The sequence below is a fragment of the Brevibacillus sp. HB1.2 genome, from assembly GCF_013332495.1.
GTDB lineage: Bacteria > Bacillota > Bacilli > Brevibacillales > Brevibacillaceae > Brevibacillus > Brevibacillus porteri.
Map to the genome: position 1 here is coordinate 372,374 of NZ_JABMIU010000001.1, position 26,623 is coordinate 398,996.

The following is a 26,623-nucleotide window of genomic DNA, read 5'->3' on the forward strand; positions in this document are numbered from 1 at the left end:
TAACAAACCAGCGGGAGGTGCATCAGATGCCTTATTACAAGCCGATTGAGATCGCTCGCGAGTTACATATTAGTACGAGTGCTTTGCGCCATTATGAATCATGGGGAGTCGTTCCTGCTCCTGATCGTGCAGACAATGGGTATCGAATTTATACAGAAATCCATCTTGCCTATTTTCGTTGCCTGCGCGCCATGTTTCCCGGCTTTGGTGTCGCTGTCACCTGTGAAGTCCTTCGATCGCTTCAAAAAGCGGATATGGATGCTGCCTTTTGGCTCGTGAATAAAGAACAGGCCAACCTCCAACAAGAGAAGGTCGCAGCAGACCAAACACTCGAGCTTTTGGAAAATCTCGATCTCCCCTTGCCTCCAAACAAAAAGTGGCGAAACCGCATGACGATTGGTGAAGTCGCTGCTTACACAGGAGTCACAACGTCTGCGATCCGCCATTGGGAAAAAGAAGGCTTGCTTGTACTGCTACGAGATCCTGAGAATGGCTACCGCCAATTCACTCCCATGGATATACGGAAGATTTTGCTTATCCGCACATTGCGCAATACGGTGTATTTTCTAACGAACATGAAAGAAATTGTACAAGCAGTAGAAAATCAAAGTATTGAACAGGCCAAAAAAGTGACGACGGATGCGATCAGAAGCATTCACGATCGCAATCGCCATCAGATGTACGGAGTTAGGCGGTTGGTTGAATTGTGTGAGGTATTGAAGCTCGTATGATTATCTTCCTGTAAAACGCGGTGGAGTCTTGTCTAAGAAAGCTTTGGTTCCTTCCCGGAAGTCTTCGGTGGATGCCACGAGTCCGAAGTAGTCTACGCCTAGCAGTGCGGACTCCTCTACTGTCAGGTTACTCCCTCGATGAATCGCGTCCCACGTTAGTTTCACTGCCAGCAGCCTAGGGAGTCTGGTTGTTCCACCAAAGCCCGCCACTGCTCCAATTCGTACTTCTGGATGTCCCATTTTGGCATGGTGAACCGCAATACGCAGCGTGCACGATTCAGCGATCTCAAGGCCCCCGCCCAACGCATAGCCGTTTATTGCTGCAACGACTACTTTTCCCAACGATTCGATCTGACTCGTGACCGAAACGGCCAACTGAGCAAAATCCCTTACTTCCAACGGTGTCGCTTGATGCAGATACGAGATGTCAGCGCCGGCCGAAAATGCTTTTTCTCCCGGTCACGATTCCTTTCTCATTCTTGTACAAAACAACCTCTTCAACGCTCATCTTTCCATCCTCCCATCGTTTTAGAAGCTACTAAATAAAAAAGCACGTTTCGACCAGGCAAACTTCTGGGCGATACATGCATACTTTGCTTTCCAAATGAAAATTGCTTCTTCTTCCATATACAAAACAAAAAAGGATGACCCCGGAGCTTCAACCACCGAAGCACCTTTACGGTCATCCCATTTCTTATTTCTTTTCTACGGCATGTCCGCCAAATTCATTGCGCAAGGCTGCGACCACTTTTCCGTGGAACGTATCCTCGTCCAACGAACGGTAACGCATCAGTAAGGACATCGCAATCACGGGTGTGGCTGCCTGTAGATCCAGCGCGGTTTCCAGCGTCCATTTTCCTTCCCCGGAAGAATGCATGACCCCACGGATTTCATCGAGCTTGGCGTCTTTTCGAAAAGCTCGCTCTGTTAAGTCCATCAGCCAGCCACGAATGACGGAACCATTTGCCCATACGCGTGCGACCTCGGCAAAATCGTAGTTATACTGGCTTTTCGCAAGTACCTCAAAGCCTTCCCCAATCGCCTGCATCATACCGTATTCGATCCCGTTATGAATCATTTTCAAGAAGTGGCCGCTACCCGCTTCCCCAGCATACAAATATCCGTTTTCGACGTTAATGTCGCGAATCATTGGCTCAATATGTGTGAAGGCTTCTCGATCTCCACCAATCATCATACATGCTCCGTGGCGCGCTCCCTCCATGCCTCCGCTCGTACCTGCATCCATGAAGTGAATGCCCTTTTCCTTTAAGCGAGCATAGCGATCTAATGATTGCTTGTAATGAGAGTTGCCACCGTCAATGACGATATCCCCTGCAGCAAGCAAGGTAGAGAGTTGATCAACCAATTGATCCACAATCTCTCCTGCCGGTACCATCAGCCATATTACGCGAGGTGTCGGCAGCTTCGCCACAGCATCTTCCACCGAAAATGCTGGAATCGCGCCTTCATGACTCAACTCTTCTGCTCGCGTAGAATCTACATCATAGGCGACGACCTCATGCTGATGCGAGAGCAAATTAAGCGTGAGATTGTACCCCATTTTTCCTAATCCGAGGATCGCAAGTTTCATATCGTGTACGTCACTCCTTTTTGGATCATATCCGTTATCACGTATTATAAGATAAAAATTTTCATCTTTCATCAAAAATGAAGAAAATTTTTTCGAACCTATGAAAAGGAGTCTGATTTTCCTTATACTATCAGTACAGATCCACAATGGAACGTTAGGAGGTACCTATTGATGAACGCTTCCACCCCGCCTGCTCCTCGCGTGCTCACGCAATTACGCGCCATCTATACGCAATTAAGCGGGAAAGAACAACAGATCGCCGACTATATGTTGGAGCATGCCAGTGAAATTATTCACTTCTCGATCACGGAGCTAGCCGACCAATGCCAGTGTGCAGATGCTACCGTATTTCGTCTGTGTCGCAGACTGGGCTTTCGCGGCTACCAAGCATTCAAGATCGCCTTGGCGAGTGAAGTCACGAATCCGAAGCAAACCATTCACCAAGAAATCAACCTCGACGACGATGACGTCAGTGCGATTGCTGAAAAAATTTTCACAGCGAATATCGAGACGATTCGAGATACACAGCAGATTATCAATAAAGATGAGTTAATGAAAATCGTCTCCTGTTTGGAAAACGCAAACCGGATCGAGTTTTATGGCTCGGGAGGCTCAGCCGTCATCGCACAGGATGCGTACCACAAATTTATGCGGACAGGCATCCCTTGTCTCTATCATTCTGATGCTCACTATCAAGTAATGTCTGCCTCTCTGCTTACCAAAGGTGCTGTCGTCGTAGGCATCTCCCACTCTGGGTCCAATAAAGATATTTTGGCAGCCCTCCAGGTTGCCAAGGATGCCGGAGCAAAAACAATCGGCATTACGAGCTATGGAAAATCTCCTCTCGTGCGTCTGGCAGATATGTGCTTGTACACGACTTCACGCGAAACGGTATTTCGTACAGAAGCCCTGTCGTCCAGGCTTGCTCAGCTTAGCTTAATTGATCTGCTCTATGTAGCCGTATCCTTACGGAGGCAGGATGATACGATCGCCAATATCCAGCACATCCGCGAAGCCATCTCACTCAAACGCCTGTAAATCAGGCGTTTTTTCTTTTGCTTACCCTCCTCTTGCAACTTGCAGGAGAAAAATGCAAATCATACAAGCATCGTGTGAAGTGTTCAATTATGAAATAATTTTTTTCTTAATGCTTAACAAATGAAAAAAATTTCGATATAATCGCGTTATCTCCATGACAACACGTTGAAAGCGTATTCAATTAGGGGTGACTTCTATGACGCAAACCTATTTTATCGGGCTTGATATCGGGACAACCAGTACCAAAGCAATTGTATTCACTCCTTCCGGCGCCATCCGCGGTACGGGTAATATCGATTATCAGCTACTCGTTCCCCAACCGTCTTGGGCTGAGCAAGAACCGGAGACGATTTTTGCTGCTGTCATCCAGGCATTGAAGCAAGCGCTGGAGCATGCAGGCATTGCCAAAAGCGAGATCGGTGGTATTGGCTTCTCTACTGCCATGCATAGTCTGATCGCTGTCGACCCGAGTGGCAATCCCCTGACGAACAGCATCATCTGGGCTGACAATCGGAGCGTGGCACAAGCAGATCGACTAAAAGCAGACAGTGTCGGTCATCAGATTTACTTAGCGACGGGCACGCCTATCCATCCCATGTCTCCCCTGCCCAAAATCATGTGGCTACGGGAGAATTTGCCTGATACGTTTCGGCGGGCAGCCAAGTTTATTTCGATTAAGGAGTACGTCATTTATCGGCTTTTTGGTGAGTATATCGTCGATTACTCCATTGCTTCCGCTACGGGGCTGTTCAATCTGAGAAAGCTCAACTGGGATGAGGACGCGCTACGAGTCGCAGGCATTTCCAAGCAACATCTCAGTGAGCCTGTACCGACTACTCATATCCTGCGAGGAATGAAGATTCGTTATGCGGAAGAGATCGGAATCGATCCAGATACGCCTTTCGTTGTCGGTGCTAGCGATGGGGTTTTGGCAAACCTCGGCATCGGAGCCATTGATCATGGACAAGTAGCCATCACGATTGGCACGAGTGGCGCTGTAAGAACCGTAGTTCCAGAACCGATCACCGATCCAAAAGGACGGACATTCTGCTACGTGCTGACGGAAAATCATTGGGTGATTGGCGGACCCTCGAACAACGGTGGGATCATGCTTCGCTGGTTCCGTGACGAATTCAGTTGGCCCGAAGTGGAAAAAGCCAAACAGCTCGGCGTCGATCCCTATGAAGTCATGATCCAAGCTGCTGAGCATGTTCGAGCTGGTGCAGACGGGTTGCTCTTTCTCCCCTTCCTATCCGGCGAACGAGCTCCGTACTGGAACGCCCAAGCAAGAGGCTCCTTCTTCGGTATCGGCCTCCATCATAAGCGCGAGCATTTTATCCGAGCTGTACTTGAAGGAATCTTGTTTAGCGTCTACAGCATCGGTATCGCCCTGCGCGACCTGGCAGGTGGAGCCAAGGAAATCCGTGCATCGGGTGGATTCGCCCGCTCGCGGGAATGGCGCCAGATTATGTCCGACATGTTCGGGTATGAAGTGCTGATTCCGGAGAGTCATGAAAGCTCGAGCTTTGGTGCCGCTCTCTTGGCGATGCATGCCCTGGGGGCAATGGATCATTTGCAAGATGTGAAAAAGATGATTCATATTTCCCATCGCCATGAGCCTGATTTGGAACGATCCAGTGTCTATTTGGAGCTTTTCTATATATACGAGCGTGTTTATTACAACCTGCTGGAAGAGTACAAGCTGATAGCCGAATTCCAAAAGCGGTTGAACAACTAGAGACAACAACTAGGGAGGGTTCATCATGCCACTCGTCATAACACTGCTGTCTATCATCTTTCTGCTCGTTCTCATTACTCGCTTCAAACTGAACCCATTTATTGCGTTGTTATTGGCCGCTGGATTTGTGGGAATCGCATCCGGCATGCCGCTTGTAAAAGTTGTGGATTCGATCAAGGATGGAATGGGTGGCACACTCGGCTTTATCGCGATCGTGCTTGCCTTGGGAACTATGCTTGGCAAAATGATGGCAGAATCTGGCGGTGCCGAACGCATTGCCCGTACTCTCATCAATCGCTTCGGTGAGCAAAACGTACATTGGGCCATGATGTTCGTGGCATTTATCGTAGGGATTCCGGTATTTTTCCAGGTTGGTTTTGTTCTCTTGATTCCACTTGTGTTTACGATTGCCAGACAAACAGGTGTCTCCCTAGTCAAAATCGGAATTCCGCTCGTAGCCGGCCTGTCCATCGTCCACGGGATCGTGCCACCGCACCCTGCTGCTATGGCCGCTGTCGATCTGTTCCAGGCGGATGTTGGTAAAACGATTTTGCTCTCGATCATTGTCGCACTGCCTTCCGCGATTATTGCAGGACCACTCTACGGCAGTTGGATTAGCAAACGGGTCAAGACCAGTATCTCTCCAGAGCTTGCTTCCCAGTTGGCGGAACCAAAATCCGAGCGTGATTTGCCTAGCTTTGGGATCACCGTCTTCACCGTCTTGCTCCCCGTGCTGTTGATGCTGTCTGCTACGGTTGCAGATGTGACGCTGCCAAAAGAAAATACCATTCGCCAATGGGCTGATTTTATCGGTAGTCCGATTACGTCTTTGTTGATTGCCGTGATTGTTTCCTTCTGGACGCTCGGGTTTAACCGCGGCTTTACCAAAGACGATATTCTCAAATTCACAAATGATTGCTTGGCCCCAACCGCGACAATCTTGCTCGTCATCGGTGCAGGTGGCGCATTTAACAAAGTACTGCTGAACAGCGGTGTGGGTGACTATATTGCTGAGCTCGCTACTGCATCTGCGATCTCCCCTATTTTCCTGGGCTGGCTAATCGCGGCCTTGATCCGTGTAGCAACTGGCTCTGCAACCGTCTCCATGATGACGGCAGCCGGTATCGTAGGTCCGATCGCGATGCAAATCCCTGGAACAAGCCCAGAGCTTTTGGTACTGGCAACAGGTTCTGGCTCCCTGATCCTGTCTCACGTAAATGATTCCGGTTTCTGGCTGATCAAGGAATACTTCAATATGTCCGTGCAAGATACACTGAAAACGTGGACAGTGATGGAGACCATTCTTTCTGTTGTGGCAATCATCTTGATCATGGGACTATCCTATATCGTGTAACCCGAAATGAAAAACAGGTCTTTCCATCCACATCACTGGAGGTAAGACCTGTTTTTTGTCTGGCTGGGTAACTCACTACTTCATTCGTTTGGCAATTGGATGATCTTCATTCAGTTCTAGCAAATCCCACAGGTTGCCATATAAATCCTGAAAGACCGCCACCATTCCATACGGCTGTTCGCTTGGCTCTCTCACAAATTGGATTCCTTTTGCGACCATCTCATGATAATCTCTCCAAAAATCATCTGTGTTTAAAAAGAGAAACACTCTCCCGCCAGCCTGATTCCCGATAAACCGCTCTTGCTCAGGTTTGGATGCTTTGGCAAGCAAGATCGTAGTGCCAACAGAACCAGGTGGGGATACGACAACCCACCGCTTATCCTGCTCTGCCTGATACGTATCTTCTACTAAGGTAAAATGGAGCTTCTGGGTATAAAACGCAATGGCTTCATCATAATCTTTGACCACTAGCGCGATATGGACGATGGATTGAATCATTTGCTCAATACCTCCAGCTTCAAGGTTATTTTTGGAATGAAATGATTTGTTTGGGGCATCCTATGCCTTGGGGCTGCACGTTTGATATAGCAGAACTTCCCAACACTAATCGAGGGAGTGACAATCTTGACTACTAACAACGAACGCAATCACAACGATGCTGTTGACAACGTTGACAACAACGAAGCAAACATGTCAGGCAGTGGAGCTTCTGAAGCAGTAGGAACAGTTGGCGGTGCGGCAGTAGGTGCTGCCGTAGGTTCTATTTTAGGGCCGCTTGGTACCATTGCAGGTGCGGTTGCCGGGGGTGCACTTGGCAACGAAATGGGAGAGAATGTAGCGGCTGACGGCAATGACACATGGGATGTTGCGAATAATGAGGCCGATAGAGACCGAGCAGAATAAAGCAAGCTTCATCTATGTATGACAATTACGAGGTGCGGGTGCAAAAACCTGCACCTCGTTCCCATTACTTCCCGCACATGTCTATTGCCTTACTCCTCATTACTTCTTATTTAAATAATCTTCTACTGATTTTCGCTTATACTTGCTTGTTGCTACTTCGATCATCTTTTTATATTCTTCTTGTTGTTCCTTATCATCTTTACTTTTTTTACGCTTATCTTCCCTAGCCTCCAGTGTTCTTTTCCCATTCATATTCATTTTGTTTTTACTATCATGATATTCGATGTCAGAATCATAACCAGTTATCGATCGTAATACTTGTAAGCTGCGCGATATTTTCTCTTTATATTGTGGATAGATCTCTTCTACTGTTTCCTGGTATAAATTCCTTCCTATCCGATGGTTTTTTATCCGTGTCAGAGCTAGGGTCTGTGCCTCTAGTATTTTGCTATACTGGGCCATTTTTTGCTGAATACTTTCAATCTCATCCTCTTCTTTTTTGTCTAATTCCTCCATCCATGTAGCGAACTCATCTGCTATGGTATCGAAGTCCTCCTTTTCTTTCTCAAACCTTTCCTCTTCTTCTTGTTGTACATCAAAAAATGGGTAGTAATCCGCCTCTATTTTCTTAAGTGCCATGTATTCGTTTCGAATTTTGTTTTTATCTAATTGATAAATAAATACACATTTTTTCTCGTCACGTTCGTCTAGATGGGAAATCCCTTCTGGAATAAATCTCATTTTTTCTGGCTTCTTTACATCGTCAATTTCTTCAATCTCATCGATAAGAATTTTGTTTCGCTTCAGTTTAGCTGACATGATTTCCAAAATATTGGTGGACGAAGCTTTCCCTTTTGTAACCTCACCAAAATGAGCAATTTTATTTGCTTCGTTCCCCATCCAATCTACCGGATTTTGATTTTTCAAAAAATCTGTAGGTAAAGATTGATGCATGGAGTAGCGAATCCCTTTCACTTTCTTAGCATCGAAATTATTGGAATCAATGTCATAGAGCTCCTCATTTCCGTCCTTATCGGAAAATGCAAGATTGAATCTTGCTGTGTGACTTTTTCTCGTAAAATCCAAATTTCCTTCATCCATTGTTTGAGAAAATTGTTCGAAAGAAGATTCACCCTTTGTTGGACTACTAAATTTCCAATTCTTTTTATCTGTCTTGGTCATATCCGCCTTCGCATCCCATTTAAACGGAATTCTGACTGGCAGCTGAATTTCCCATGGCTTCGTTGAATCAACCTGTTTCAATGCACCTAATTTTACCAATTGTTCTTGATCTACACTAAAGTTCCATTGATCGTATTTCACTTCAACGTTGTACACATACTCTGTACCTTTTCCCGCTCCACGTAGCATTTTTTCAATCGTATTATTATAGGAATGCTCGTTGTTTTTCACATCTTGCGGGGCTATATTCCACGCTTGGTTCGCTTCGATTCCTCGTACAATCTGATAACCGACCAGGTGTCCCCCATCGTATGCGGTTTTGGCTGCATCATTTTTTCCATCCCGTAGCAATCGCTCTTCTGTACCCAAATTGCCGATCGCACTTACAAAAGAATCGCCTTTACGATCTTTTCTCGATGTGCCTTTTTTTACGATAGCAGAAGCAGAATGAGGACGATCACATGTATCTCCTAATTCAACTGTCTTGGAAAAGAATCGTTTATTTACGTTGTCCTCACCATATGTATCTTTCAACACGCCAAAAAAGGTGGGGAGGCCTTTATCTGCTCGCACAGCAGTAAATTGACCTTCATTATCCGGATCGTTATCATACTCATCTGTTGTGTAATCGGTTGGTTCAATACCCTTGAACTTGCCTTGTATCACAGGTTGGTTATTTTTTTGCTTTTGGAGTAAATGGATCATGGCTTTATTTCCGACTTTTTTGGCGAGCTGTAAGACATGTGGCGTTGAGTTTTTAGAGTTTGGGGATAGAGAAGAATTTTCAGGGGTTTGTCGATAACTTGATTGCGAATCTTGATTCTGGAAAAACATCACATCACCTGCCAGTACGATCATTTATCGAATCTTTTCTTATCATATCATATCAAATTCTGTCTTCTTTCCCAATCCGATTGAAAAAAAACGCTACTGGACACCGACCACAGCAAAGCCAGCGGGAGAAATGCTCCTCACCCAAGCAAACTGAGGTTTCATGACCCATACTCCTTTTTTGTTGATAAAGCCCCATTTACCGTTCAACAAGGCCGGTGCCAAGCCATTTGACTGAAAGTCGCCTGCTCTTGTATCCATTCCATAATCGGGTTCAAAGCTAGGCTTAATCACTAGTTTTCCCTTGGTGTCTATATAACCAACCTTCCCGTTTGACAAAATCCACGCCAGACCTTGATGGAAGTCGCCTGCATCTGTATAGGCGGTTTTGAGCAAAATTTTTCCGTTTTTATTGATATAAGCCACCTTGCCATTGATCATCACCTTGGCTATCCCGTTGACGAATTTGTTAGCTTGCTCAAATTGGGGTTTGATCACCCAACTTGCTTTCCCGTCCATATAGCCTAATTTTCCATTCTGATCCGCAACTGCCAAGCCCTCTGCACTGAACGAACTCGCATAGGTGAACTGCGATTTGATCGCCCATTGGCCCTTTGTATTGATATAGCCGACTTTTCCATCCTTGTATGCCCAGGCTAATCCATTCGCGGAAAAGGAACGGTCCACAACCATGGACTTCTCTTGCTCGATAGGATGAAACTGCGGTTTGATGACCCAATGTCCCTTGCCGTTGATATAACCGATCTTACCGTATTCCGTGTTTCCTTTTATGCGGGCCTCAGCGAGTCCATTCGCGGAAAAATCGGCGGCATAGTCAAACTGTGGCTTGATGACCCACTGTCCCTTTTGATTGATGTAACCATATTTCAGGTTTTGTGCAGCAGGCGCAAGTCCGTTTGCAGCGAAGGAACCCACGTACGAGAATTGAGGCTTAATTACCCACTTTCCTCTTTGATCAATGAAACCCCAGGATTGGTTGGCTGGACTGTCTCCCAGTGTTGCAGCGTAGAGTCCACCCGTGTCCTTCACTTCCTCGAACGTAGGTGCCACGATCCATTCTCCCTTGCTGTTGATCACGCCTTCCTTGGCGTTGGCGATGACTGGCGAAAATAGCAGAGCAGCGATGGATACAGCCATGATGGTGAATCCTTTCATCCATGATCCCTTCTTTCGCTAGCTTATTAGCAAAATCTAATACCTAATCCTATGACGTCATGGACAAGGGATTGGTTACCAAAAGAAAAGCCGACGACTCACAACATAAGTCATCGGCTTTTCTCCTTATTTGCCCACAGAGACAAAGGATTGCTCGGGCGCTTTCTTTTTCGGTGCTTTGGCATCGCCTTTCTTCTGGCTCATCTCAAAAGCGGCCAAAATCGCCTCTTGACGCTTCATACCGGATTTCTCCAACTCCTCCATCGTGGAGACGATTTGCTTGTAATCTTTTGGAATGACTTTGACAAACTGTTGGACGGTACGTTCCCACTCATCGAGCAAAGCTTGTGCATGACGGCTACCTGTGTGGCTGACGTGGTTTTCTAGCAAGCGTTTGACTCGAGCGATTTCCCGTTGATCTTCCAGTGTCTCCAGGAGTACCATCTCCTGATTGCACGTCGCAGCAAACTGCTCTTTATCCTCCGCCAGAACGTAGGCAGTACCGCCTGACATGCCTGCTGCAAAGTTTTTGCCGACTGGGCCGAGAACAACGACACGTCCTCCTGTCATGTACTCGCAGCCATGGTCGCCTACTCCTTCAACGACTGCAGTCACTCCGCTGTTGCGAACGCAGAATCGCTCACCAGCCATCCCGTTGATATACGCCTCCCCAGAGGTCGCTCCGTAGAACGCAACGTTTCCGATAATCATGTTGTGCTCGGGAGTGAATTTGCTTTTTTTCGATGGTGCGACCGAAATTTTGCCGCCCGACAACCCTTTTCCTACGTAGTCATTCGCATCTCCCTCAAGATGAAGCGTGATCCCTCGAGGAACAAATGCCCCGAAGCTTTGACCTGCCGAGCCAGTAAAATGCAGGCGTATTATATCCTCCGGCAGACCGTGTTCGCCAAATCGTTTGGTTACCTCGCTGCCCAAGATCGTACCGACCACGCGATTCGTATTGGTGATAGCGAGCTTTGCCTCTACCTGCTGCTGTTTATTCAATGCTGGCTTGCACAGCTTGAGTAGTTTTTGACGATCCAGCGTTTCTTCCAGCTTGTGATCTTGGTTACGTTGATGATAGCGGCCCACTTCCTCGGAAACATCCGGTTGGAACAAGAGCGCAGACAAATCAACGTGCTTGGCTTTCCAATGTTCTTTTGCCTTGTCGCTCATCTTCAGCACATGGCTCTGCCCGACCATCGACTCGATGGAGTGATAGCCCAGCTCCGCCATAATCTCACGAACTTCACGGGCAACGAGACGCATGAAATTCACGGCGTGCTGCGGATCGCCTTTAAACCGTTTGCGCAGCTCGGGATTTTGTGTCGCCACACCCACTGGGCATGTATCGAGGTGACATACGCGAGCCATGACACACCCTATGGAAACAAGTGGTGCCGTAGCGAAGCCGAATTCCTCCGCACCGAGTAGAGCTGCAATGACGACATCGCGTCCCGTCATCAGTTTGCCGTCCGTTTCCAGAACCACACGGTCGCGCAATTGGTTCAGCAAGAGTGTCTGATGTGTCTCAGCAAGACCGAGTTCCCATGGCAGTCCTGCGTGCTTGATGCTTGATTTTGGGGAAGCGCCTGTGCCTCCATCGTGTCCACTGACCACAATGACATCTGCAAGACCTTTCGCTACACCAGCCGCAATCGTTCCGACTCCAGCCTTGGATACGAGCTTCACGCTGATTCGCGCACGTGGATTCGCATTTTTCAAGTCAAAAATCAGCTGTGCCAAATCCTCGATTGAATAAATATCGTGATGAGGCGGCGGCGAAATGAGTCCAACTCCTGGTGTCGATCCGCGCACTTCGGCAATCCATGGGTAGACTTTGCTTCCTGGCAATTGACCGCCTTCGCCCGGCTTTGCTCCTTGTGCCATCTTAATTTGGATCTCCGAGGCATTGACCAAGTAATGACTGGATACGCCAAAGCGTCCTGAAGCGACCTGCTTAATGGCACTGCGTCGCAAATCTCCGTTTTCATCCATGATGTAACGTGCCGAATCTTCGCCACCTTCCCCACTGTTGCTTTTCGCACCCAAACGGTTCATGGCGATCGCTAAGGTCTCATGCGCTTCTTTGCTGAGAGAGCCGTATGACATCGCCCCCGTTTTAAAGCGATGAACAATGGAGTCAACAGATTCTACCTCGTTTAGCGGGATCGGCTGTCGATTGGACTTGAAATCGAGCAAATGTCGCAGAGCTACGAATTGTTGTGCTGTCGCTTGCTCCGCATAGATTTTGTATTGCTCATAGCTGCCTTCCCGACAAGCTTTTTGCAGGGCATGAACCGTCTTCGGATTGAACAGGTGGAACTCACCGTCACGGCGGAACTGAAAATCGCTGCCTGCCTCCAATGCTTCCTCGGAATGCTCTGGCAAAAATGCTTTCGCATGGCGAATCAACGTCTCTTGCGCAATTACATCCAGTCCGATCCCCGAAATCTGAGAAGGCGTACGGCTAAAATAGCGATCGATGACGGTAGAATGGATGCCCACCGCTTCAAAAATTTGTGCGCCGCGGTAGCTCTGAATAGTCGAAATGCCCATCTTGGACATGACTTTTACGACACCCTCTACAGCTGATTGCAGGTACACTTCGACTGCTTCGTCGCTGGTGAGATCCTTCAGCTTACCCGATTCAACCAGACTGTTTACAGTTGAGATGGCGACGTATGTGTTGATCGCGTCGGCACCGTAACCAATCAGCATGGCGAACTGGTGTACATCACGTGGTTCTCCGGATTCGATGATGATGCTCGCTTTGGTACGTGTTCCTGCGCGGACGAGATGATGATGAAGTCCACTTCCAGCGAGCAAGGCAGGGATCGCAGCCAAATCTTGATTCATTCCGCGATCTGATAAAATCAGCAAGGTGTAGCCAGCAGCAATTGCTTCATCCGCCGAAGCGAACAATTGATCAAGTGCCAGCTCCAGTCCTTGCTCTCCCCCTTGCGCCGAGAAGAGTATCGACAATGTTTTCGCCTTGAACTCTTGGTATGGGTTCGCGCGAAGCTTCGCCAGCTCTTGATTGGAGATCAAAGGATTGGTCAAACGAATTCTGCGGCAATTGCTCGCATCCGGTGCCAAGAGATTTCCTTCCGCGCCAAGCACAGTATGGGTCGAAGTTACGCAAGCCTCCCGTAGCGCATCAATTGGCGGATTCGTGACTTGGGCGAATGACTGTTTGAAATAGTGGTACAAAAGCTGTGCGCGATCTGACAGTACCGCGAGTGGTGTGTCTACGCCCATCGAACCAATGGGGTCTTTCTGCTCAGCAACCATCGGGGCTAGTACCTTGTCGACTTCCTCCTGGGTATAGCCAAACGCTTTTTGGTGCGCAAGCAGGCAATCTCCTTGCAGCTCCTCCGTGCGACCTGCTGCCGGTAAATCCTCGATAGCATGCAGGTTATTTTTCACCCACTCCTTATATGGCTGTTCGCTTGCGATTTTTTGCTTGATTTCCTCGTCAGATACGATTCTGCCTTCTTCGAGATCGACGAGCAGCATCCGTCCAGGGCTAAGCCGTCCTTTCTGGACAATCGTTTCATCTGGTACTTCGAGAACTCCAACCTCTGATGAGAAAATAATCGTATCATCTGATGTCACATAGTATCTCGCTGGTCGCAATCCGTTTCGATCGAGAATCGCACCGATATGTCTGCCATCCGTGAAAGAAATAGCTGTTGGACCATCCCACGGCTCCATGAGGCAGCTATGGTACTCGTAAAAAGCTTTCTTATTTTCGTCGATTCGCTCATCCTGATCCCACGGTTCAGGAATCATCATCATCGCGACATGCGGCAAGGAACGACCTGCCAGCGAGAAAAACTCCACACAGTTATCCAAAATCGCTGAATCACTACCCGCCATATCAATGACTGGCACCACTTTTGCCAAATCAGCACCAAACGCCTCGGACTGGAACATTTTTTCACGAGCCATCATCCAGTTCATGTTTCCTTGTAAGGTGTTGATTTCCCCGTTGTGAATCAAATAACGATTCGGGTGTGCCCTCTCCCATGTAGGGAATGTGTTCGTGCTGAAACGCGAGTGGACCACCGAGAAAACAGAAGTGTAAGAATTATCTTGCAAATCAAGGTAAAAAGCATCCAGTTGTCCTGGTGTGAGCAATCCTTTATAGACAATCGTACGCGAAGACATGGAAGCGGCGTAAAAATCAGCACCTGTTGCCTGTTCCACCTGCTTGCGAATGATGTATAGCTTCCGTTCAAATGCCATTTGGTCCTGTATATTCGAGCTGGCTCCAATGAATACTTGGCGGACATAAGGCTGACTCGCTACAGCCGTTTTGCCAATTTTCGTCGCATCGACTGGAACTGTTCTCCAGCCTAGCAGCTTTTGCCCCTCAGCTGCGACAATCGCTTCCAGCTGAGCTTCATACTTTTGCCGCTTCGCCTCATCCATCGGAAGAAACAGCATACCTACACCGTATTTGCCTGGCGCTGGCAGCGTGATATTCAGCTCTTTACAGGTCTTTTTGAAAAAGCTGTGTGGAATTTGCGTTAAAATCCCTGCACCGTCTCCCGTTTCCGGATCACTGCCTTGACCGCCGCGATGTTCCAATTGGCACAGAATTTTCAGACCCTTTCGGACCATATCATGCGTCGATTTCGATTTCAAATTTGCAATAAAACCAATTCCGCAAGCGTCATGTTCGAAAATCGGATCGTATAACCCTTGCTTAGCAGGCATTCCTTGTGTCGTCATGTATCTCCACTCTCCTTGCTCTCTCTGGTATGTTAATTTTAGATTGAGTGAAACGATACAAACAATATATAATTTATGCAAAATCTATCTCAAATCGAGATAAATGGGTAAGGTGGGGGTATTCATGGAGCTACGACAGATTCAATACTTCATCGAGGTTGCCAAACGAGAGCACTTCACCGAAGCCTCACATCATTTGCACGTCGCCCAGTCTGCCCTCAGTCGGCAAATCGCCAATCTGGAGGAGGAGCTCGGTGTGTCGCTGTTCCTCCGCGAAGGTCGCAATATCAAGCTGACGGCAGTTGGAAAAATCTTTTTGCAACACGTCGAAATGGCGATGAACGAAATCGAGAAGGCAAAAGAGAAGATGGAGGAGTTCCTCGACCCGTCATGTGGCACGATTCGTGTTGGTTTTACGAGCAGCCTCGCCGCCAATCCCCTGCCGACGGTCATCTCCGGTTTTCGATCTCGGTATCCGGACATCGGGTTTCAATTAAAGCAAGGCTCTTATCAGGGACTGATCAATTCGGTCATCAACGGTGAAATCGACTTGGCTTTTCTTGGACCTGTTCCCACTCAGGAAAAAAATGTGCGCAGCCACATCTTCTTTGCTGAAAATATCGTCGCGCTACTGCCCGCGAAGCACCCGCTATCCAAGCAACCGAGCTTGCGTCTCAGTCAGTTGCAGGAAGATACTTTTGTGTTGTTTCCACCCGGTTTCATCCTTCGCAATATCGCTGTCAATGCTTGCTCGCAAATGGGCTTTTCTCCACAAGTTGCTTTTGAAGGGGAAGACATCGATGCCATTAAAGGTTTGGTGGCGGCAGGCTTGGGCGTCACATTATTGCCAGAGCTTACATTAACGGATAACGTTCCCCGTGAGACAGTGAAAATCCCGATCAGTGAGCCGTTGGTGACGCGAACAGTGGGCATTATCATCCCCAACAACCGTGAGCTCCCCCCTTCTGAAAAGCTGTTTTATCATTTTCTGAAAGAGTTTTTTGATGTGCTGAGTAAGTACAGTTAAGGGGAAAGAATGGCAAACTACTGACAGACTGTTGTCAGTAATTGGTCCTTATAATCGGAAGTACCATCCATGTAAAGGAGGAACTTCGATGATGAGTCACAACCAAACCTTGCGGGGCTTTGCTACGATCAGTTATTGGGCGGATGATGTGCAGGCGGCAAAAAAGTGGTACACGGAACTACTGGGCATTGCACCGTACTTCGAGCGGTCTGGACCAGATGGACAGCTCGCCTATGTCGAGTTTCGCATTGGAGACTACCAGCACGAACTAGGCCTCATTGACCGCCGTTTCGCACCTGTTGCTGCGGTACCTGGTCCGGGGGGCGCTGTGATGTATTGGCACGTCGACGATATTGAATCCGTACTCGATAAGCTTTTATCCATGGGAGCAAGAGAGTACGAACCCCTGATCCAGCGTGGTGACGGATTCATAACGGCTTCGGTCCTTGATCCATTTGGGAATGTCCTCGGCATCATGTACAATGCACACTACCTGGAGATTTTCGGTTCGTTCCAAACAGAGTAAGCAAAGACAAAGTCCTGATGAACAGTGGCATCAGGACTTTTGTGTATCTTCCTTACAGTCGCAGCCAGTAGCTTTTCACAAGTGTCTCCCCGTTTGAAAAGTCTTTCTCTATGGCTCGCGTAAATCCCAGGCGTTCGTACAATTTGATTGCGGATGCCATCATGTCAGTTGTATGGAGATGAAGCGTCGTTGCTCCTAGTCTTTCCATGCGATGGATGCTTTCCGCAATTAGCTGTGCCGCAATACCATGCCCCCTCGCTTTCGGTGAAACGGCCAGAAACCGTATGATGGGGGAATCGATGCCGAGTTCTGGCTTGGCATAAGCGGCTTCTGAGGAAACAAATAGCTGAACGCTGCCTACTATTTCGCTGTCCAAGACCGCAACGATGAAGGCGAGAGTCCTACTGTTTGTTACGGATTGCCTGATTTCTTCTTTATATCGCTCCCATTTCACGGTGGATAAATGCTGCTCATATTGCTGGTAGGCTTCGAGTAGATGCTCCTCAATCTGATCGCGGTCCTCGACTCTTGCATCACGAATGCATAGATTGCCTATGTGGATTCCTCTCATGTCTCACGCGCACTCCCATTCGATGAGTTAAAAGGCGGGTACGACGGCAACTCCGTATTTGTCCTCGATGAACTTTTTGACCTCGGCTGAAGTCAAAGCAGCGTCCAGCTTTTTGATTTCTTCCCGATTCTCGTCTCCTTTTCGCACCGTAATCACGTTCGCATAGGGGGAATTCGCACCTTCACGAAATAAAGCGCTTTTCGGATCAAGCTTTGCTTCGAGAACGATGTTCGTATTGATGACGGCTCCCGCGAGATCGGGTAGCACCCGGGGTAAGGTAGCTGCTTCTACTTCTACGAATTCCAGTTTTTTCGGATTATCTGCTATGTCTTTCGGAGTTGCGGCGTAATTGGTTAGACCGTCTTTTAACTTGATCCAGCCTTGTTCTTGTAACAGAATCAACGCCCGGTACTCGTTGGACGGGTTGTTTGGAATGCCGATTTTCGCACCTTCCTTGATTTCGTCCTTCGAACCCAATTTGTCCGAATAGAATCCGATTGGTTCCACGTGAACTTTCGTCGTGACGACAAAATCATAGCCTTGTTCATTTTTGACCGAATCCAAATACGGCACGTGCTGGAAAAAATTCGCGTCGATTTGCTTCTCTTTTAGGGCGGGATTCAGTTGCCCCTCGTCGTCTAGCACGACCACTTCCAAGTTCACCCCTTGCTCTTTGAGCTTTGGCTTGATGAACTCCAGTATTTCAGCATGCGGGACAGGCGCGGCTCCAACTTTCAAGGTGACTTCTTTCTTCGGTTCTGTCGCTTGACCCGTGCTGTTACTAGAGGAGGCTGATGTTGAGCACCCTGCGACCGCCAAGCTAACAGCGGTAAATAATCCAACGATCATTCCGAGACTCTTTTTCCCCATGCTTTCCACTCCCCTGGTTTCATACAGCTTGAATCCTTGCTTTATTCAAACTTGTAGCGTTTCTTATGGATCGCTTTGACGATCGAATCCCCTGACCATTGAATGACTTGGACAAGCAGAATGATAATGATCACGGTTGCGATGAGAACATCTTCTCGAAAACGTTGGTAGCCAAAGCGAATGGCCAAGCTGCCTAGTCCCCCAGCACCGATTGCCCCAGCTACTGCAGTAAATTCCGTAATGCCGATAATCCCAATCGTGACACCTCGCACTAAGGCTGGCATCGCTTCCGGAATGAGCACGCGGAAAATGATTGTGATGGGCGAAGCTCCGACGGATTTGGCTGCTTCCATCTTCCCTGCACTTACTTCCTTGAGTGAGTTTTCAATGATACGCGCCAAAAATGGTGCTGCACCAATGGATAAAGAGACAATAGCAGCTGTCGGCCCGAGCGAAGTTCCCACAATGAGTCTCGACAACGGCAGTAGCAACACGATCAGAATAATGAAAGGAAGAGACCGAACGCCATTTATTATTGACCCGATCACTTTACTCAGTTTTGGTGATTCGAGAAGGCCGCCCTTTTCCGTCACGACGAGGGTGATTCCCAAAACCATTCCGATCAAAAAAGCGAACAAGGATGACCAAAATACCATGTAAAGCGTCTCAAGTAATCCTTCCCATAGTAAGTCAACCAAATCTGCGTTCATATACCCGCCCCGACTCCTTCCATTACATGGCGCTTGTCACGGTAATAGTCGATAATATGGACAAATCGCTTAGCGGTATCACTTTCCGGATGAAGGAAAAACTTCTCCACACTCCCGGTCTCGACGATTCTGCCGTTTTCGATGACCGCCATGTTGTTGCATACGTGCTGAAGCACATCCAGCTCGTGCGTGATGAGCACAATCGTCAGCTTTAACTGGCGGTTGATCTCCTTCAACAGCTCCAGAATCGAATACGTCGTCTGCGGATCGAGCGCGGATGTCGCTTCGTCACTTAGCAGTAAATCAGGGGAATTGACCAGCGCCCTGGCTATCCCGACACGCTGCTTTTGACCGCCGCTAAGCTGGGACGGATATGTGTTTTCCTTGTCTCCGAGTTGTACGAGATCTACTATTTCTCTTACGCGCTGATGAATGTATGGCCTCGGATGACCAGCTACCTCCAAAGGAAAAGCGACGTTTTGATAGACCGTTTTTGCATCCAGCAGATGAAACTGCTGAAAAATCATGCCGATTTTCTGCCTTGCCTGTCGCAGTTCTTTCTCGGCTAAATCAGTAATCACTCTTCCTCCGATCTCAATCGTCCCAGAATCTGGCTCCTCCAGCCGATTAAGACAACGAATCAGGGTTGATTTACCCGCGCCTGAAAACCCGATGATCCCGAAAATATCTCCTTTTTCAATTTGTAAATGGATGTCCTGCAAAACAGGGATGTCTCCTTTTGAGGTTTTGTATGATTTCGTGAGGTTCTGGATGTTTACCATTCGTTCACCTGTCCTTTAATGCGCTAGCAGCCAGTTCGGCAAAATAATGAGCGCCAGGTAAAAGTGCCCGTTCATCCAGCGTAAATCCGGGATGATGCCATTCCTCGGTACCGGATGTACCGAAAAAAACGAAGGAGCCCGGTATTTTCAATTGATAGTAAGCAAAATCTTCTCCAGCAGCAGACGGATCGGGCGTTACGACTTGCAAGCCTACCTTTTTTGCTACATCGATGGACAGCTTCGTCAGCTTCTCGTCATTGTGAACAGGTGGTGGTCCTGCAAACCAGCGCAGATGAACTTTGGCACCATAGGCTGACGCCACTCCCTCGATAATCGCACGCAAGCGATCGGGAATTCGCGCACGTACCTCCTCTTGAAAAGTACGGATCGTACCGCCAAGAACGACTTTATCAGGTATCACATTCCAAGTCGTTCCGCCGTGAATGGTCGTCACGCTCACGACAGCGTTATCCAACGGACTTACATTTCTACTGACAATCGATTGCAAAGCCGTGACGATTTGCGAAGCTGCCACGATTGGATCGACCCCAGCATGTGGGATAGCTGCGTGCGTACCGATCCCTTCCACATCGATCTCGAAGCCATCTACGCTCGCCATCAGCGGTCCCGATTTAATCCCGATGGTCCCGACTTCCAGATCAGGTTTATTGTGCAAGCCAAAGATCGCCTGAACCCCTTCCAGCGCGCCCCTCTCCACCAATTGCCTCGCACCTGTTCCTTTTTCTTCTGCGGGTTGGAAAAGAAGCCGCACTGTTCCTGCCAGTGTCTTTTCCTGTTGCTTCAATAGATAAGCAGCACCGAGGATGACCGCCGTGTGAAAGTCATGACCGCAAGCATGCATTTGCCCTGGGATTTTCGATGCGTACGGCAAGCCTGTTTCCTCTTGAATCGGCAATGCATCCATATCTGCGCGTAGGGCAATGATCGGTCCGCTATTGTTCACGCCTATTTCTGCCACTACGCCTGTTTGCAGCGGGAGATCGATGATACGAATATCCGCTTCCTCTAGCCATTCACGAATAGCGCGAGTGGTTTCGAACTCTTCGTAGGCAACCTCGGGATATTGATGCAATTGTCTACGTATCGCAATCAGCTTTGACTCCAGTTCGGTTGATCGTAATGCCTCTATGCCTGTTCCCACTGCACTATCTCCTTTCTGTCAATTGTTTGCTTCGGACCTGGAACCGATTGAGCGGCTTTTTCAAATGCAGATGATCTCGTAACGTATCGCCCTCGTACTCGAGACGATAAAGCCCTCTTTCTTGCAAAATCGGGATGACCTTGTCGACAAACACCTCCAAGCCATGCGGGAGAATCGGAGCGATGAACATGAATCCATCTGCCGCCCCTTGGGCAAACCATTTTTCCATCGCGTCTGCGATTTGTTCAGGGGTTCCGATCCATTCCCGATTGCTTCCTCCTTCAAGTAGCGCATACAACTGGCGCAAGGTCGGATTCTTTTCGCGAATCAGCTCTGTCATCCATTCGAAATGACTCTGGATGCCATTCTCTTCTGGAAAAATGACTTCCGCAGCTGGCGTATCGAGCGAATATTTGCTGAAATCGACTTTGCCTAAATAACCTGACAAAAATCGCAAGCCTTGTTCAGGAAGCAATAAGTCATGCAACTGCTCATAAATCGCCTCTGCCTCTTCCTTCGTATCCGCAATGATCGGGGAAATGCCTTGCAAAATGTGCAATTCATCTGGCGTGCGACCGTAATCAGGCAGCTTACTTTTCAGGCTGTGATAAAACTTCTTGGCACGCTCGAAATCTTTAACGTGCGAAAAGACGACTTCTGCTGTTCGTGCTGCCAGTCGTTGTCCTGGATCCGATGCTCCCGCTTGCACGATGACAGGCTGTCCTTGCTTGGACCTGCCGATATTCAGCGGTCCTTGTACGGTGTAATGTTGCCCTTTGTAATGAAGTCTGTGCATTTTTTCTGGATCAAAAAACACACCCGTCGCTTTGTCTTGCACAAATGCGTCATCTTCCCACGAATCCCACAAGCCCTGCACGACATCGATGAATTCTTCTGCTTGCACGTAGCGTTGATCGTGTGGAACATGGGATGTACGGCTGAAGTTGCGCCCCGTTTCTCCTGTTGCATCACCCGTTGTGACCATATTCCAGCCTGCGCGACCATTACTGATATGATCGACAGAAGCGAACAGCCGAGCCAGATTGTAAGGCTCATGGTACGTGGTAGACGCAGTCGCGACGAGACCGATTTTGGACGTAGCCCCGGCTAAAGCTGCCAATAACGTGATTGGTTCAAAACGGTTGAGAATATTCGGATGCGAAGCTTCATTGACTGCCAAGCTGTCTGCAATAAAGGCGATGTCAAACTTCCCACGCTCTGCCGTCTGAGCCAGTTGCCTGTAATAATCGATGTCGATACTCGCATTTCTTTTCGCTGTCGGTAACCGCCATGACGCTACATGTATGCCCGTACCAACTAAGTAAGCGGATAAGTGAATTTGTCGCTTTTCCATCTGCTCTTCTCCCATTCGTTCGCGTTATGGTTTAGACTTAAACGATTGTTTAAAATCGTTCAGTTCTTCGACAGTTACTTGCGTCGGGATGTAGTTTCCTTTATACGTCTCCGTGATAAAATCCGATACGATTTGGGACTGGTAGATCGCCACCAGCTTTTTTACGTCCTCCCTGTTTGCCTTTTCTTTTGTCGTCGCAATTACGTTGATGTATGGCTTCGCCGTTTTGCTTTCGTGAAACACAGCGTCTTTTAATAGAAAACCAGCCTCGACTGCTACACCGTTATTGATAATGGAGGCCGCCACATCCTTCATGACACGAGGAGTCGTTGCACCATCGACAGGGACAATTTCTAAATGCTTGGGATTCGCCTTGATCTTATCCGCCCCGCCAAATCCATCGAAATTGTCCACGACTTGAATCAGTCCAGCCTCTTGGAGCAGGAGCAAGGCACGTCCCCAGTTGGAGTCATCGTTCGGTACGGCGATCTTTGCTCCGTCCGGTATTTCTTCGATTTTTTTGAACTTATCGGAGTAGATTCCGAGGGGTGCAATGATCGTGGAACCAACGGGCACGATTTGCGAGTTGTTTTTCGTATTGAATTGGTCTAAAAAAGCGACGTGCTGAAATGCATTGGCGTCGATTTCCCCATCGAGCAAGACGGTATTCGGATTGACATTCGCATTGAATGAAACCAATTCAATTTGCAATCCTTCTTTTGCCGCCTGCTCCTTCACGAAGTCCCACGTACGGCTTTCCGACCCGCGAATGCCGATTGTAAGCCCTGTCTGTTCCTCTGTTTTTCCGCAACCGACTGCGAGCATGGCTATCAAGGTGCATAGTAGGGTAAGCGCTACATTTTTCATCGATGGTTCTCTCCTGTCTCTTCTGTTGCCTTAGTTCCGGCGAATTTTACGGGCAAGCACGTTGCCGAATGATTGAATCCCTTGGACTAGCACGACGAGGATGACGACGGTCGCAACAATTGTCACGGTGCTGAACCGCTGATATCCGTATGTAATCGCCAAGTCTCCAATCCCTCCGCCACCGATTGCACCAGCCATGGCTGTGGCTCCGATTAAGCCGATGGTAGCTGTCGTGATGCTCAGAATTATCGACCCGAGTGTTTCCGGGATGAGAAAGCGAAAAATGATTTGTAATGGCGTTGCTCCCATCGCTTCTGCGGCTTCGATGATCCCTGCGTTTACTTCCAGCAAGGAGTTTTCCACCAAGCGAGCCATGTAAGGTCCGCTGTAGATGACGAGCGGCACAATCGCCGCTGTCGTGCCGATAGAGGTCCCGACAATCAGCCTCGTCAATGGGATAATTGCCACCAGCAATATGATAAATGGAACCGAACGAAGGACGTTGATGATCGGATTCAAGATCGAAAAAATCAACGGATTCTCTAAAATGTGGCCCTTGCGCGTGACCACGAGCAAAACTCCGAGCGGAAGGCCTATCAATGTCGCAAACACGAGCGATACGCTCACCATGTAAATCGTTTCGTATACGGCTTGGATGACTTGGTCGGATGTGACTTCCATCGTTATGAAATCTCCTTAACCGTGACGTTTTGTTGCAGGATGTATTGGTACGCGCGGGCAATTTCCCGTTCGTTGCCCTGCAATTCGACAATCAAGTTGCCAAATGGTACTCCTTTCAGCTCGGTGATGTTTCCGAATAGGACATGGACGTCACTGGCAAATCGCTTCGCTACTTGCGAGAGCATCGGTTGACCAGAGCTTTCTCCGATAAAACGAATATGGAGGATCTTGGATCTTCCTTGATTCGCTTCAAGAAGCTTGTAGACACTAGATGGAATGTCGTCACGTACTACTGATTTGACAAAATGGCGAGCCGTCTCTGTCTGGGGATTCGCAAATACTTCCAAGACATTTCCTTGTTCCACGACAGCGCCTTGCTCCATGACCGCAACACGGTTACAAACCTCTTTAATGACATTCATTTCATGGGTAATCATGAGAATGGTGACGTTGTATTCCTCGTTCACTCTTGTGAGTAATTCCAGAATGGACGCGGTCGTTTGCGGGTCCAATGCCGAGGTTGCTTCGTCGCTCAGCAAAATGGACGGGTTGGTCGCCAGTGCACGTGCGATCCCGACGCGTTGCTTTTGTCCGCCGGATAGCTGGTTGGGATAGCTCTGCGCTTTTTCTGTTAAGCCTACAAATGACAGGAGCTCGCCTACGCGTTCCTGGATTTCCTTGTGCGAAGTGGTTCCGAGGCGCAACGGCATGGCTACATTTTCAAATACGGTCTTCGTAGAGAGCAGATTAAACTGCTGAAAGATCATGCCGATGTTTTTCTTCAGGCTCCGCAAATGTTTGACCGACAAAACAGACAAATCATTCCCGTCGACAATCACTCTGCCAGATGTGGGCTGCTCCAATCGATTGACCGTGCGAAGCAACGTACTTTTTCCAGCGCCACTTAAGCCGATCACACCGAAAATGTCGCCTCTGTGCACGTTCAGCGTAACACCTTTTAATGCCTCAATCGTTGCGCCGCCACTTTCGTATGATTTATGGACTTCGTGAAACTGAATCATGCTCTCTATCAGTTCAATCTTCTTCCCGTTGGACGGAAGAGATGCATGTGTCTCCTCCCTAATCGCTTGTACGCTCCCCATGTTGATCCCCCCTACCGACTGACAATCGCGATTGTAACTGATCCAGTTCTGTATGAAGCAATGCTTCGTATTTGCCATCCCTGCCGATTTCCACCACCGGGACCAGGCGCGTGCCGTATTTGACTTCCAGCACTTCGCGGAGCACGTCATTTCCTTCTACATCAATCCATTCGAAAGGGCGTTGATTCGCTTGTAAAACAGCCTTGACGTCTGTACAAAATGAGCACCCGCTTCTTCCCCATACAATCACTTTTTGTTTGGCTGACATGTACAACTCCTCCTTCTCCCAACGCTGTCTTCCGGCGCGATCCAAAAACAAAAAGACCCCCTACCCATTGGCAGGAAGTCTCCAGTTGTCTGGTCGACATTTTTAATTCACATCGGATTACTTGGGATATTATCATTCGCAGCTTTGCCACGTCAACAGCTAATTTCACTGCATCACGATTACCAAGGATTGAAAAAGTCATTGACAATGAAATGGGGTTACCGATAAAATCCTAGCAAATAACTATGAAATTAGCCGACTGGACATCCAGAGGCCCCCTTTGTACATGAAAACGTACGATCAGGGGGCCTCTATTTTTTTTACTTTACGAATAGGAGCGAACAACAACATGACGCTAAAACTAAGCATTTTGGATCAGAGTCCCATCCAAGAAGGAGAAACGGCAACAGAGGCTTTTTTGCATACCATTGCCTTGGTCAAGAAAGCCGAAGAACTCGGCTATCACCGATTTTGGGTGTCTGAGCATCACGACTTAGATCATGTGGTCGGCTCATCACCAGAGGTGCTCATCGCCCATTTGCTGGCGAAAACAGAACGTATCCGTATCGGTTCCGGTGGAGTAATGCTACAACACTACAGCCCGTATAAAGTAGCTGAAAATTTCCATGTACTGGCTTCCCTGGCACCTGGTCGCGTCGATCTCGGTATTGGCAGAGCTCCCGGCGGGCTTCCGTTATCGACAAAAGCACTGCAACAGGAGAGCACAGGAACCAACCGAACTCTTGCAGAAAAACTTGAAGAACTCGAGCACTTTCTCCATGACGAGCTAATACCTGCGCATTCCCTTTATGGATTAAAAGTCATTCCGACTCCGCCCGAGCCTGCTGATCTATTCTTATTGGGTACCAGTATCGAATGCGCAGAATTAGCCGCTTCCCGGGGTATTCCATACGTATTTGCCTTGTTTATCAACCATGATAAGACGGTGAGTCAAGCCGCCATGGAAGCCTACCGAAAACAGTTTCGTCCAGGCAGAATCGCCAACCCGCAAGCACTCCTTGCTCTTTCTGTCATCGTAGCTGATACCGAAGAAGAAGCGGCTCAATTAGCAAAGGAAAGCAAGGTCGCCAAAATCCATTTGCAAAGCGGAAAAACCGTAACCGTCACCAGTCTGAAAAAGGCGGAAGAATTCGGGCTTCAATCCGTCGAGCCGTATACGATTGAGGTAAAGGAAGCGAATGTCATTCACGGAACGAAAGACACGGTACGTAAAAAGCTCATCGCCATCCAGGATCAGTACGACATCGAGGAAGTCATCATTACAGCACCTATCAAAGACTTTCAAAAACGAGTGCTGTCGTATGAGCGGTTGCGGGAAGCATTTTCGGAACTGACTGTTTCCTGATTGGCGTCAGACAGATTCAAAAATGAATTTATCGTGGCTGACCCGCTTGTGT

General features: G+C 48.2%; 24 protein-coding genes. 8 read left to right on the forward strand and 16 right to left on the reverse strand.

Annotated features, from left to right (window positions below; genetic code table 11):
* The first annotated feature begins 26 nt into the window (after positions 1–26).
* Entirely contained in the window at positions 27–731 is a 705-nt protein-coding gene (locus tag HPY28_RS01570; RefSeq protein ID WP_174229961.1) for a MerR family transcriptional regulator, read from the forward strand.
* On the opposite strand, the gene HPY28_RS01575 is transcribed toward HPY28_RS01570, so the two are convergent.
* Entirely contained in the window at positions 732–1,130 is a 399-nt protein-coding gene (locus tag HPY28_RS01575) for an enoyl-CoA hydratase-related protein (protein WP_238144715.1), read from the reverse strand.
* Between the two features lie 295 nt (positions 1,131–1,425).
* A complete protein-coding gene (gene gnd, locus HPY28_RS01580) occupies positions 1,426–2,322 on the reverse strand; it encodes a phosphogluconate dehydrogenase (NAD(+)-dependent, decarboxylating) (RefSeq protein ID WP_069845130.1) in 897 nt (298 codons plus the stop codon).
* A 171-nt stretch (positions 2,323–2,493) separates the two neighbouring features.
* Between gnd and HPY28_RS01585 the strand changes: the two genes are divergently transcribed.
* From HPY28_RS01585 to HPY28_RS01595, 3 genes are all read left to right on the forward strand, one after another.
* On the forward strand, positions 2,494–3,360 hold the full coding sequence (locus HPY28_RS01585) for a MurR/RpiR family transcriptional regulator (protein ID WP_017248369.1): 867 nt from the start codon (positions 2,494–2,496) through the stop codon (positions 3,358–3,360).
* 196 nt (positions 3,361–3,556) lie between these two features.
* Positions 3,557–5,098 carry a gluconokinase gene (gene gntK, locus HPY28_RS01590; protein WP_174229962.1) on the forward strand — a complete coding sequence of 514 codons (1,542 nt, stop codon included), beginning with the start codon at positions 3,557–3,559 and terminating at the stop codon, positions 5,096–5,098.
* Positions 5,099–5,123: 25 nt separating this feature from the next.
* Positions 5,124–6,452, forward strand: a complete 1,329-nt coding sequence (locus tag HPY28_RS01595) for a GntP family permease (protein ID WP_017248367.1) — start codon at positions 5,124–5,126, stop codon at positions 6,450–6,452.
* Between the two features lie 75 nt (positions 6,453–6,527).
* Here the strand turns inward: HPY28_RS01595 and HPY28_RS01600 are convergent, their stop codons facing one another.
* A complete protein-coding gene (locus HPY28_RS01600) occupies positions 6,528–6,950 on the reverse strand; it encodes a VOC family protein (RefSeq protein WP_017248366.1) in 423 nt (140 codons plus the stop codon).
* 192 nt (positions 6,951–7,142) lie between these two features.
* Here HPY28_RS01600 and HPY28_RS01605 point away from each other — a divergent pair, with 192 nt between their 5' ends.
* The gene (locus HPY28_RS01605) at positions 7,143–7,355 is read left to right on the forward strand and encodes a glycine zipper domain-containing protein (RefSeq protein ID WP_026043071.1); all 213 of its coding nucleotides are present in this window, start codon (positions 7,143–7,145) and stop codon (positions 7,353–7,355) included.
* Between the two features lie 99 nt (positions 7,356–7,454).
* Here HPY28_RS01605 and HPY28_RS01610 read toward each other — a convergent pair whose 3' ends face one another.
* The 3 genes from HPY28_RS01610 to gltB form a co-directional block, all read right to left on the reverse strand.
* Entirely contained in the window at positions 7,455–9,395 is a 1,941-nt protein-coding gene (locus HPY28_RS01610; protein WP_017248364.1) for a hypothetical protein, read from the reverse strand.
* Between the two features lie 69 nt (positions 9,396–9,464).
* Complete coding sequence (locus HPY28_RS01615; RefSeq protein WP_174229963.1) at positions 9,465–10,544, reverse strand: WG repeat-containing protein; 1,080 nt, start codon at positions 10,542–10,544, stop codon at positions 9,465–9,467.
* 126 nt (positions 10,545–10,670) lie between these two features.
* Positions 10,671–15,284: a glutamate synthase large subunit gene (gltB, locus tag HPY28_RS01620; protein WP_174229964.1), complete on the reverse strand. Its 4,614-nt coding sequence runs from the start codon at positions 15,282–15,284 to the stop codon at positions 10,671–10,673.
* Positions 15,285–15,408: 124 nt separating this feature from the next.
* Here gltB and gltC point away from each other — a divergent pair, with 124 nt between their 5' ends.
* Both gltC and HPY28_RS01630 read left to right on the forward strand, forming a co-directional pair.
* Positions 15,409–16,311 (forward strand): glutamate biosynthesis transcriptional regulator GltC, encoded by a 903-nt coding sequence (gene gltC, locus HPY28_RS01625; RefSeq protein WP_174229965.1) that lies wholly within the window; start codon positions 15,409–15,411, stop codon positions 16,309–16,311.
* A gap of 91 nt (positions 16,312–16,402) precedes the next feature.
* Positions 16,403–16,837, forward strand: a complete 435-nt coding sequence (locus HPY28_RS01630) for a VOC family protein (protein WP_174224883.1) — start codon at positions 16,403–16,405, stop codon at positions 16,835–16,837.
* 52 nt (positions 16,838–16,889) lie between these two features.
* Here HPY28_RS01630 and HPY28_RS01635 read toward each other — a convergent pair whose 3' ends face one another.
* The 10 genes from HPY28_RS01635 to HPY28_RS01680 are packed head-to-tail and all read right to left on the reverse strand — an operon-like array spanning position 16,890 to position 25,205.
* Positions 16,890–17,408 (reverse strand): GNAT family N-acetyltransferase, encoded by a 519-nt coding sequence (locus tag HPY28_RS01635; RefSeq protein WP_173621727.1) that lies wholly within the window; start codon positions 17,406–17,408, stop codon positions 16,890–16,892.
* A 27-nt stretch (positions 17,409–17,435) separates the two neighbouring features.
* Positions 17,436–18,278, reverse strand: a complete 843-nt coding sequence (locus HPY28_RS01640; protein WP_017248358.1) for a MetQ/NlpA family ABC transporter substrate-binding protein — start codon at positions 18,276–18,278, stop codon at positions 17,436–17,438.
* A gap of 41 nt (positions 18,279–18,319) precedes the next feature.
* Positions 18,320–18,988 carry a methionine ABC transporter permease gene (locus HPY28_RS01645; protein WP_174224638.1) on the reverse strand — a complete coding sequence of 223 codons (669 nt, stop codon included), beginning with the start codon at positions 18,986–18,988 and terminating at the stop codon, positions 18,320–18,322.
* Positions 18,985–19,770: a methionine ABC transporter ATP-binding protein gene (locus tag HPY28_RS01650; protein ID WP_173621725.1), complete on the reverse strand. Its 786-nt coding sequence runs from the start codon at positions 19,768–19,770 to the stop codon at positions 18,985–18,987. Before HPY28_RS01650 ends, HPY28_RS01645 begins: the two co-directional genes overlap by 4 nt.
* A gap of 4 nt (positions 19,771–19,774) precedes the next feature.
* Positions 19,775–20,932 (reverse strand): M20 peptidase aminoacylase family protein, encoded by a 1,158-nt coding sequence (locus tag HPY28_RS01655; RefSeq protein ID WP_017248355.1) that lies wholly within the window; start codon positions 20,930–20,932, stop codon positions 19,775–19,777.
* A 4-nt stretch (positions 20,933–20,936) separates the two neighbouring features.
* Positions 20,937–22,286 carry an LLM class flavin-dependent oxidoreductase gene (locus HPY28_RS01660; protein WP_174224640.1) on the reverse strand — a complete coding sequence of 450 codons (1,350 nt, stop codon included), beginning with the start codon at positions 22,284–22,286 and terminating at the stop codon, positions 20,937–20,939.
* A 24-nt stretch (positions 22,287–22,310) separates the two neighbouring features.
* On the reverse strand, positions 22,311–23,153 hold the full coding sequence (locus tag HPY28_RS01665) for a MetQ/NlpA family ABC transporter substrate-binding protein (RefSeq protein ID WP_017248353.1): 843 nt from the start codon (positions 23,151–23,153) through the stop codon (positions 22,311–22,313).
* Between the two features lie 30 nt (positions 23,154–23,183).
* The gene (locus HPY28_RS01670) at positions 23,184–23,834 is read right to left on the reverse strand and encodes a methionine ABC transporter permease (RefSeq protein WP_173621722.1); all 651 of its coding nucleotides are present in this window, start codon (positions 23,832–23,834) and stop codon (positions 23,184–23,186) included.
* Between the two features lie 2 nt (positions 23,835–23,836).
* Positions 23,837–24,856: a methionine ABC transporter ATP-binding protein gene (locus HPY28_RS01675; protein WP_174230165.1), complete on the reverse strand. Its 1,020-nt coding sequence runs from the start codon at positions 24,854–24,856 to the stop codon at positions 23,837–23,839.
* A gap of 58 nt (positions 24,857–24,914) precedes the next feature.
* The gene (locus tag HPY28_RS01680) at positions 24,915–25,205 is read right to left on the reverse strand and encodes a glutaredoxin family protein (RefSeq protein WP_174229966.1); all 291 of its coding nucleotides are present in this window, start codon (positions 25,203–25,205) and stop codon (positions 24,915–24,917) included.
* Between the two features lie 349 nt (positions 25,206–25,554).
* On the opposite strand from HPY28_RS01680, the gene HPY28_RS01685 reads away from it, so the two are divergent.
* A complete protein-coding gene (locus tag HPY28_RS01685) occupies positions 25,555–26,571 on the forward strand; it encodes an LLM class flavin-dependent oxidoreductase (protein WP_174229967.1) in 1,017 nt (338 codons plus the stop codon).
* Positions 26,572–26,623 lie beyond the last annotated feature (52 nt).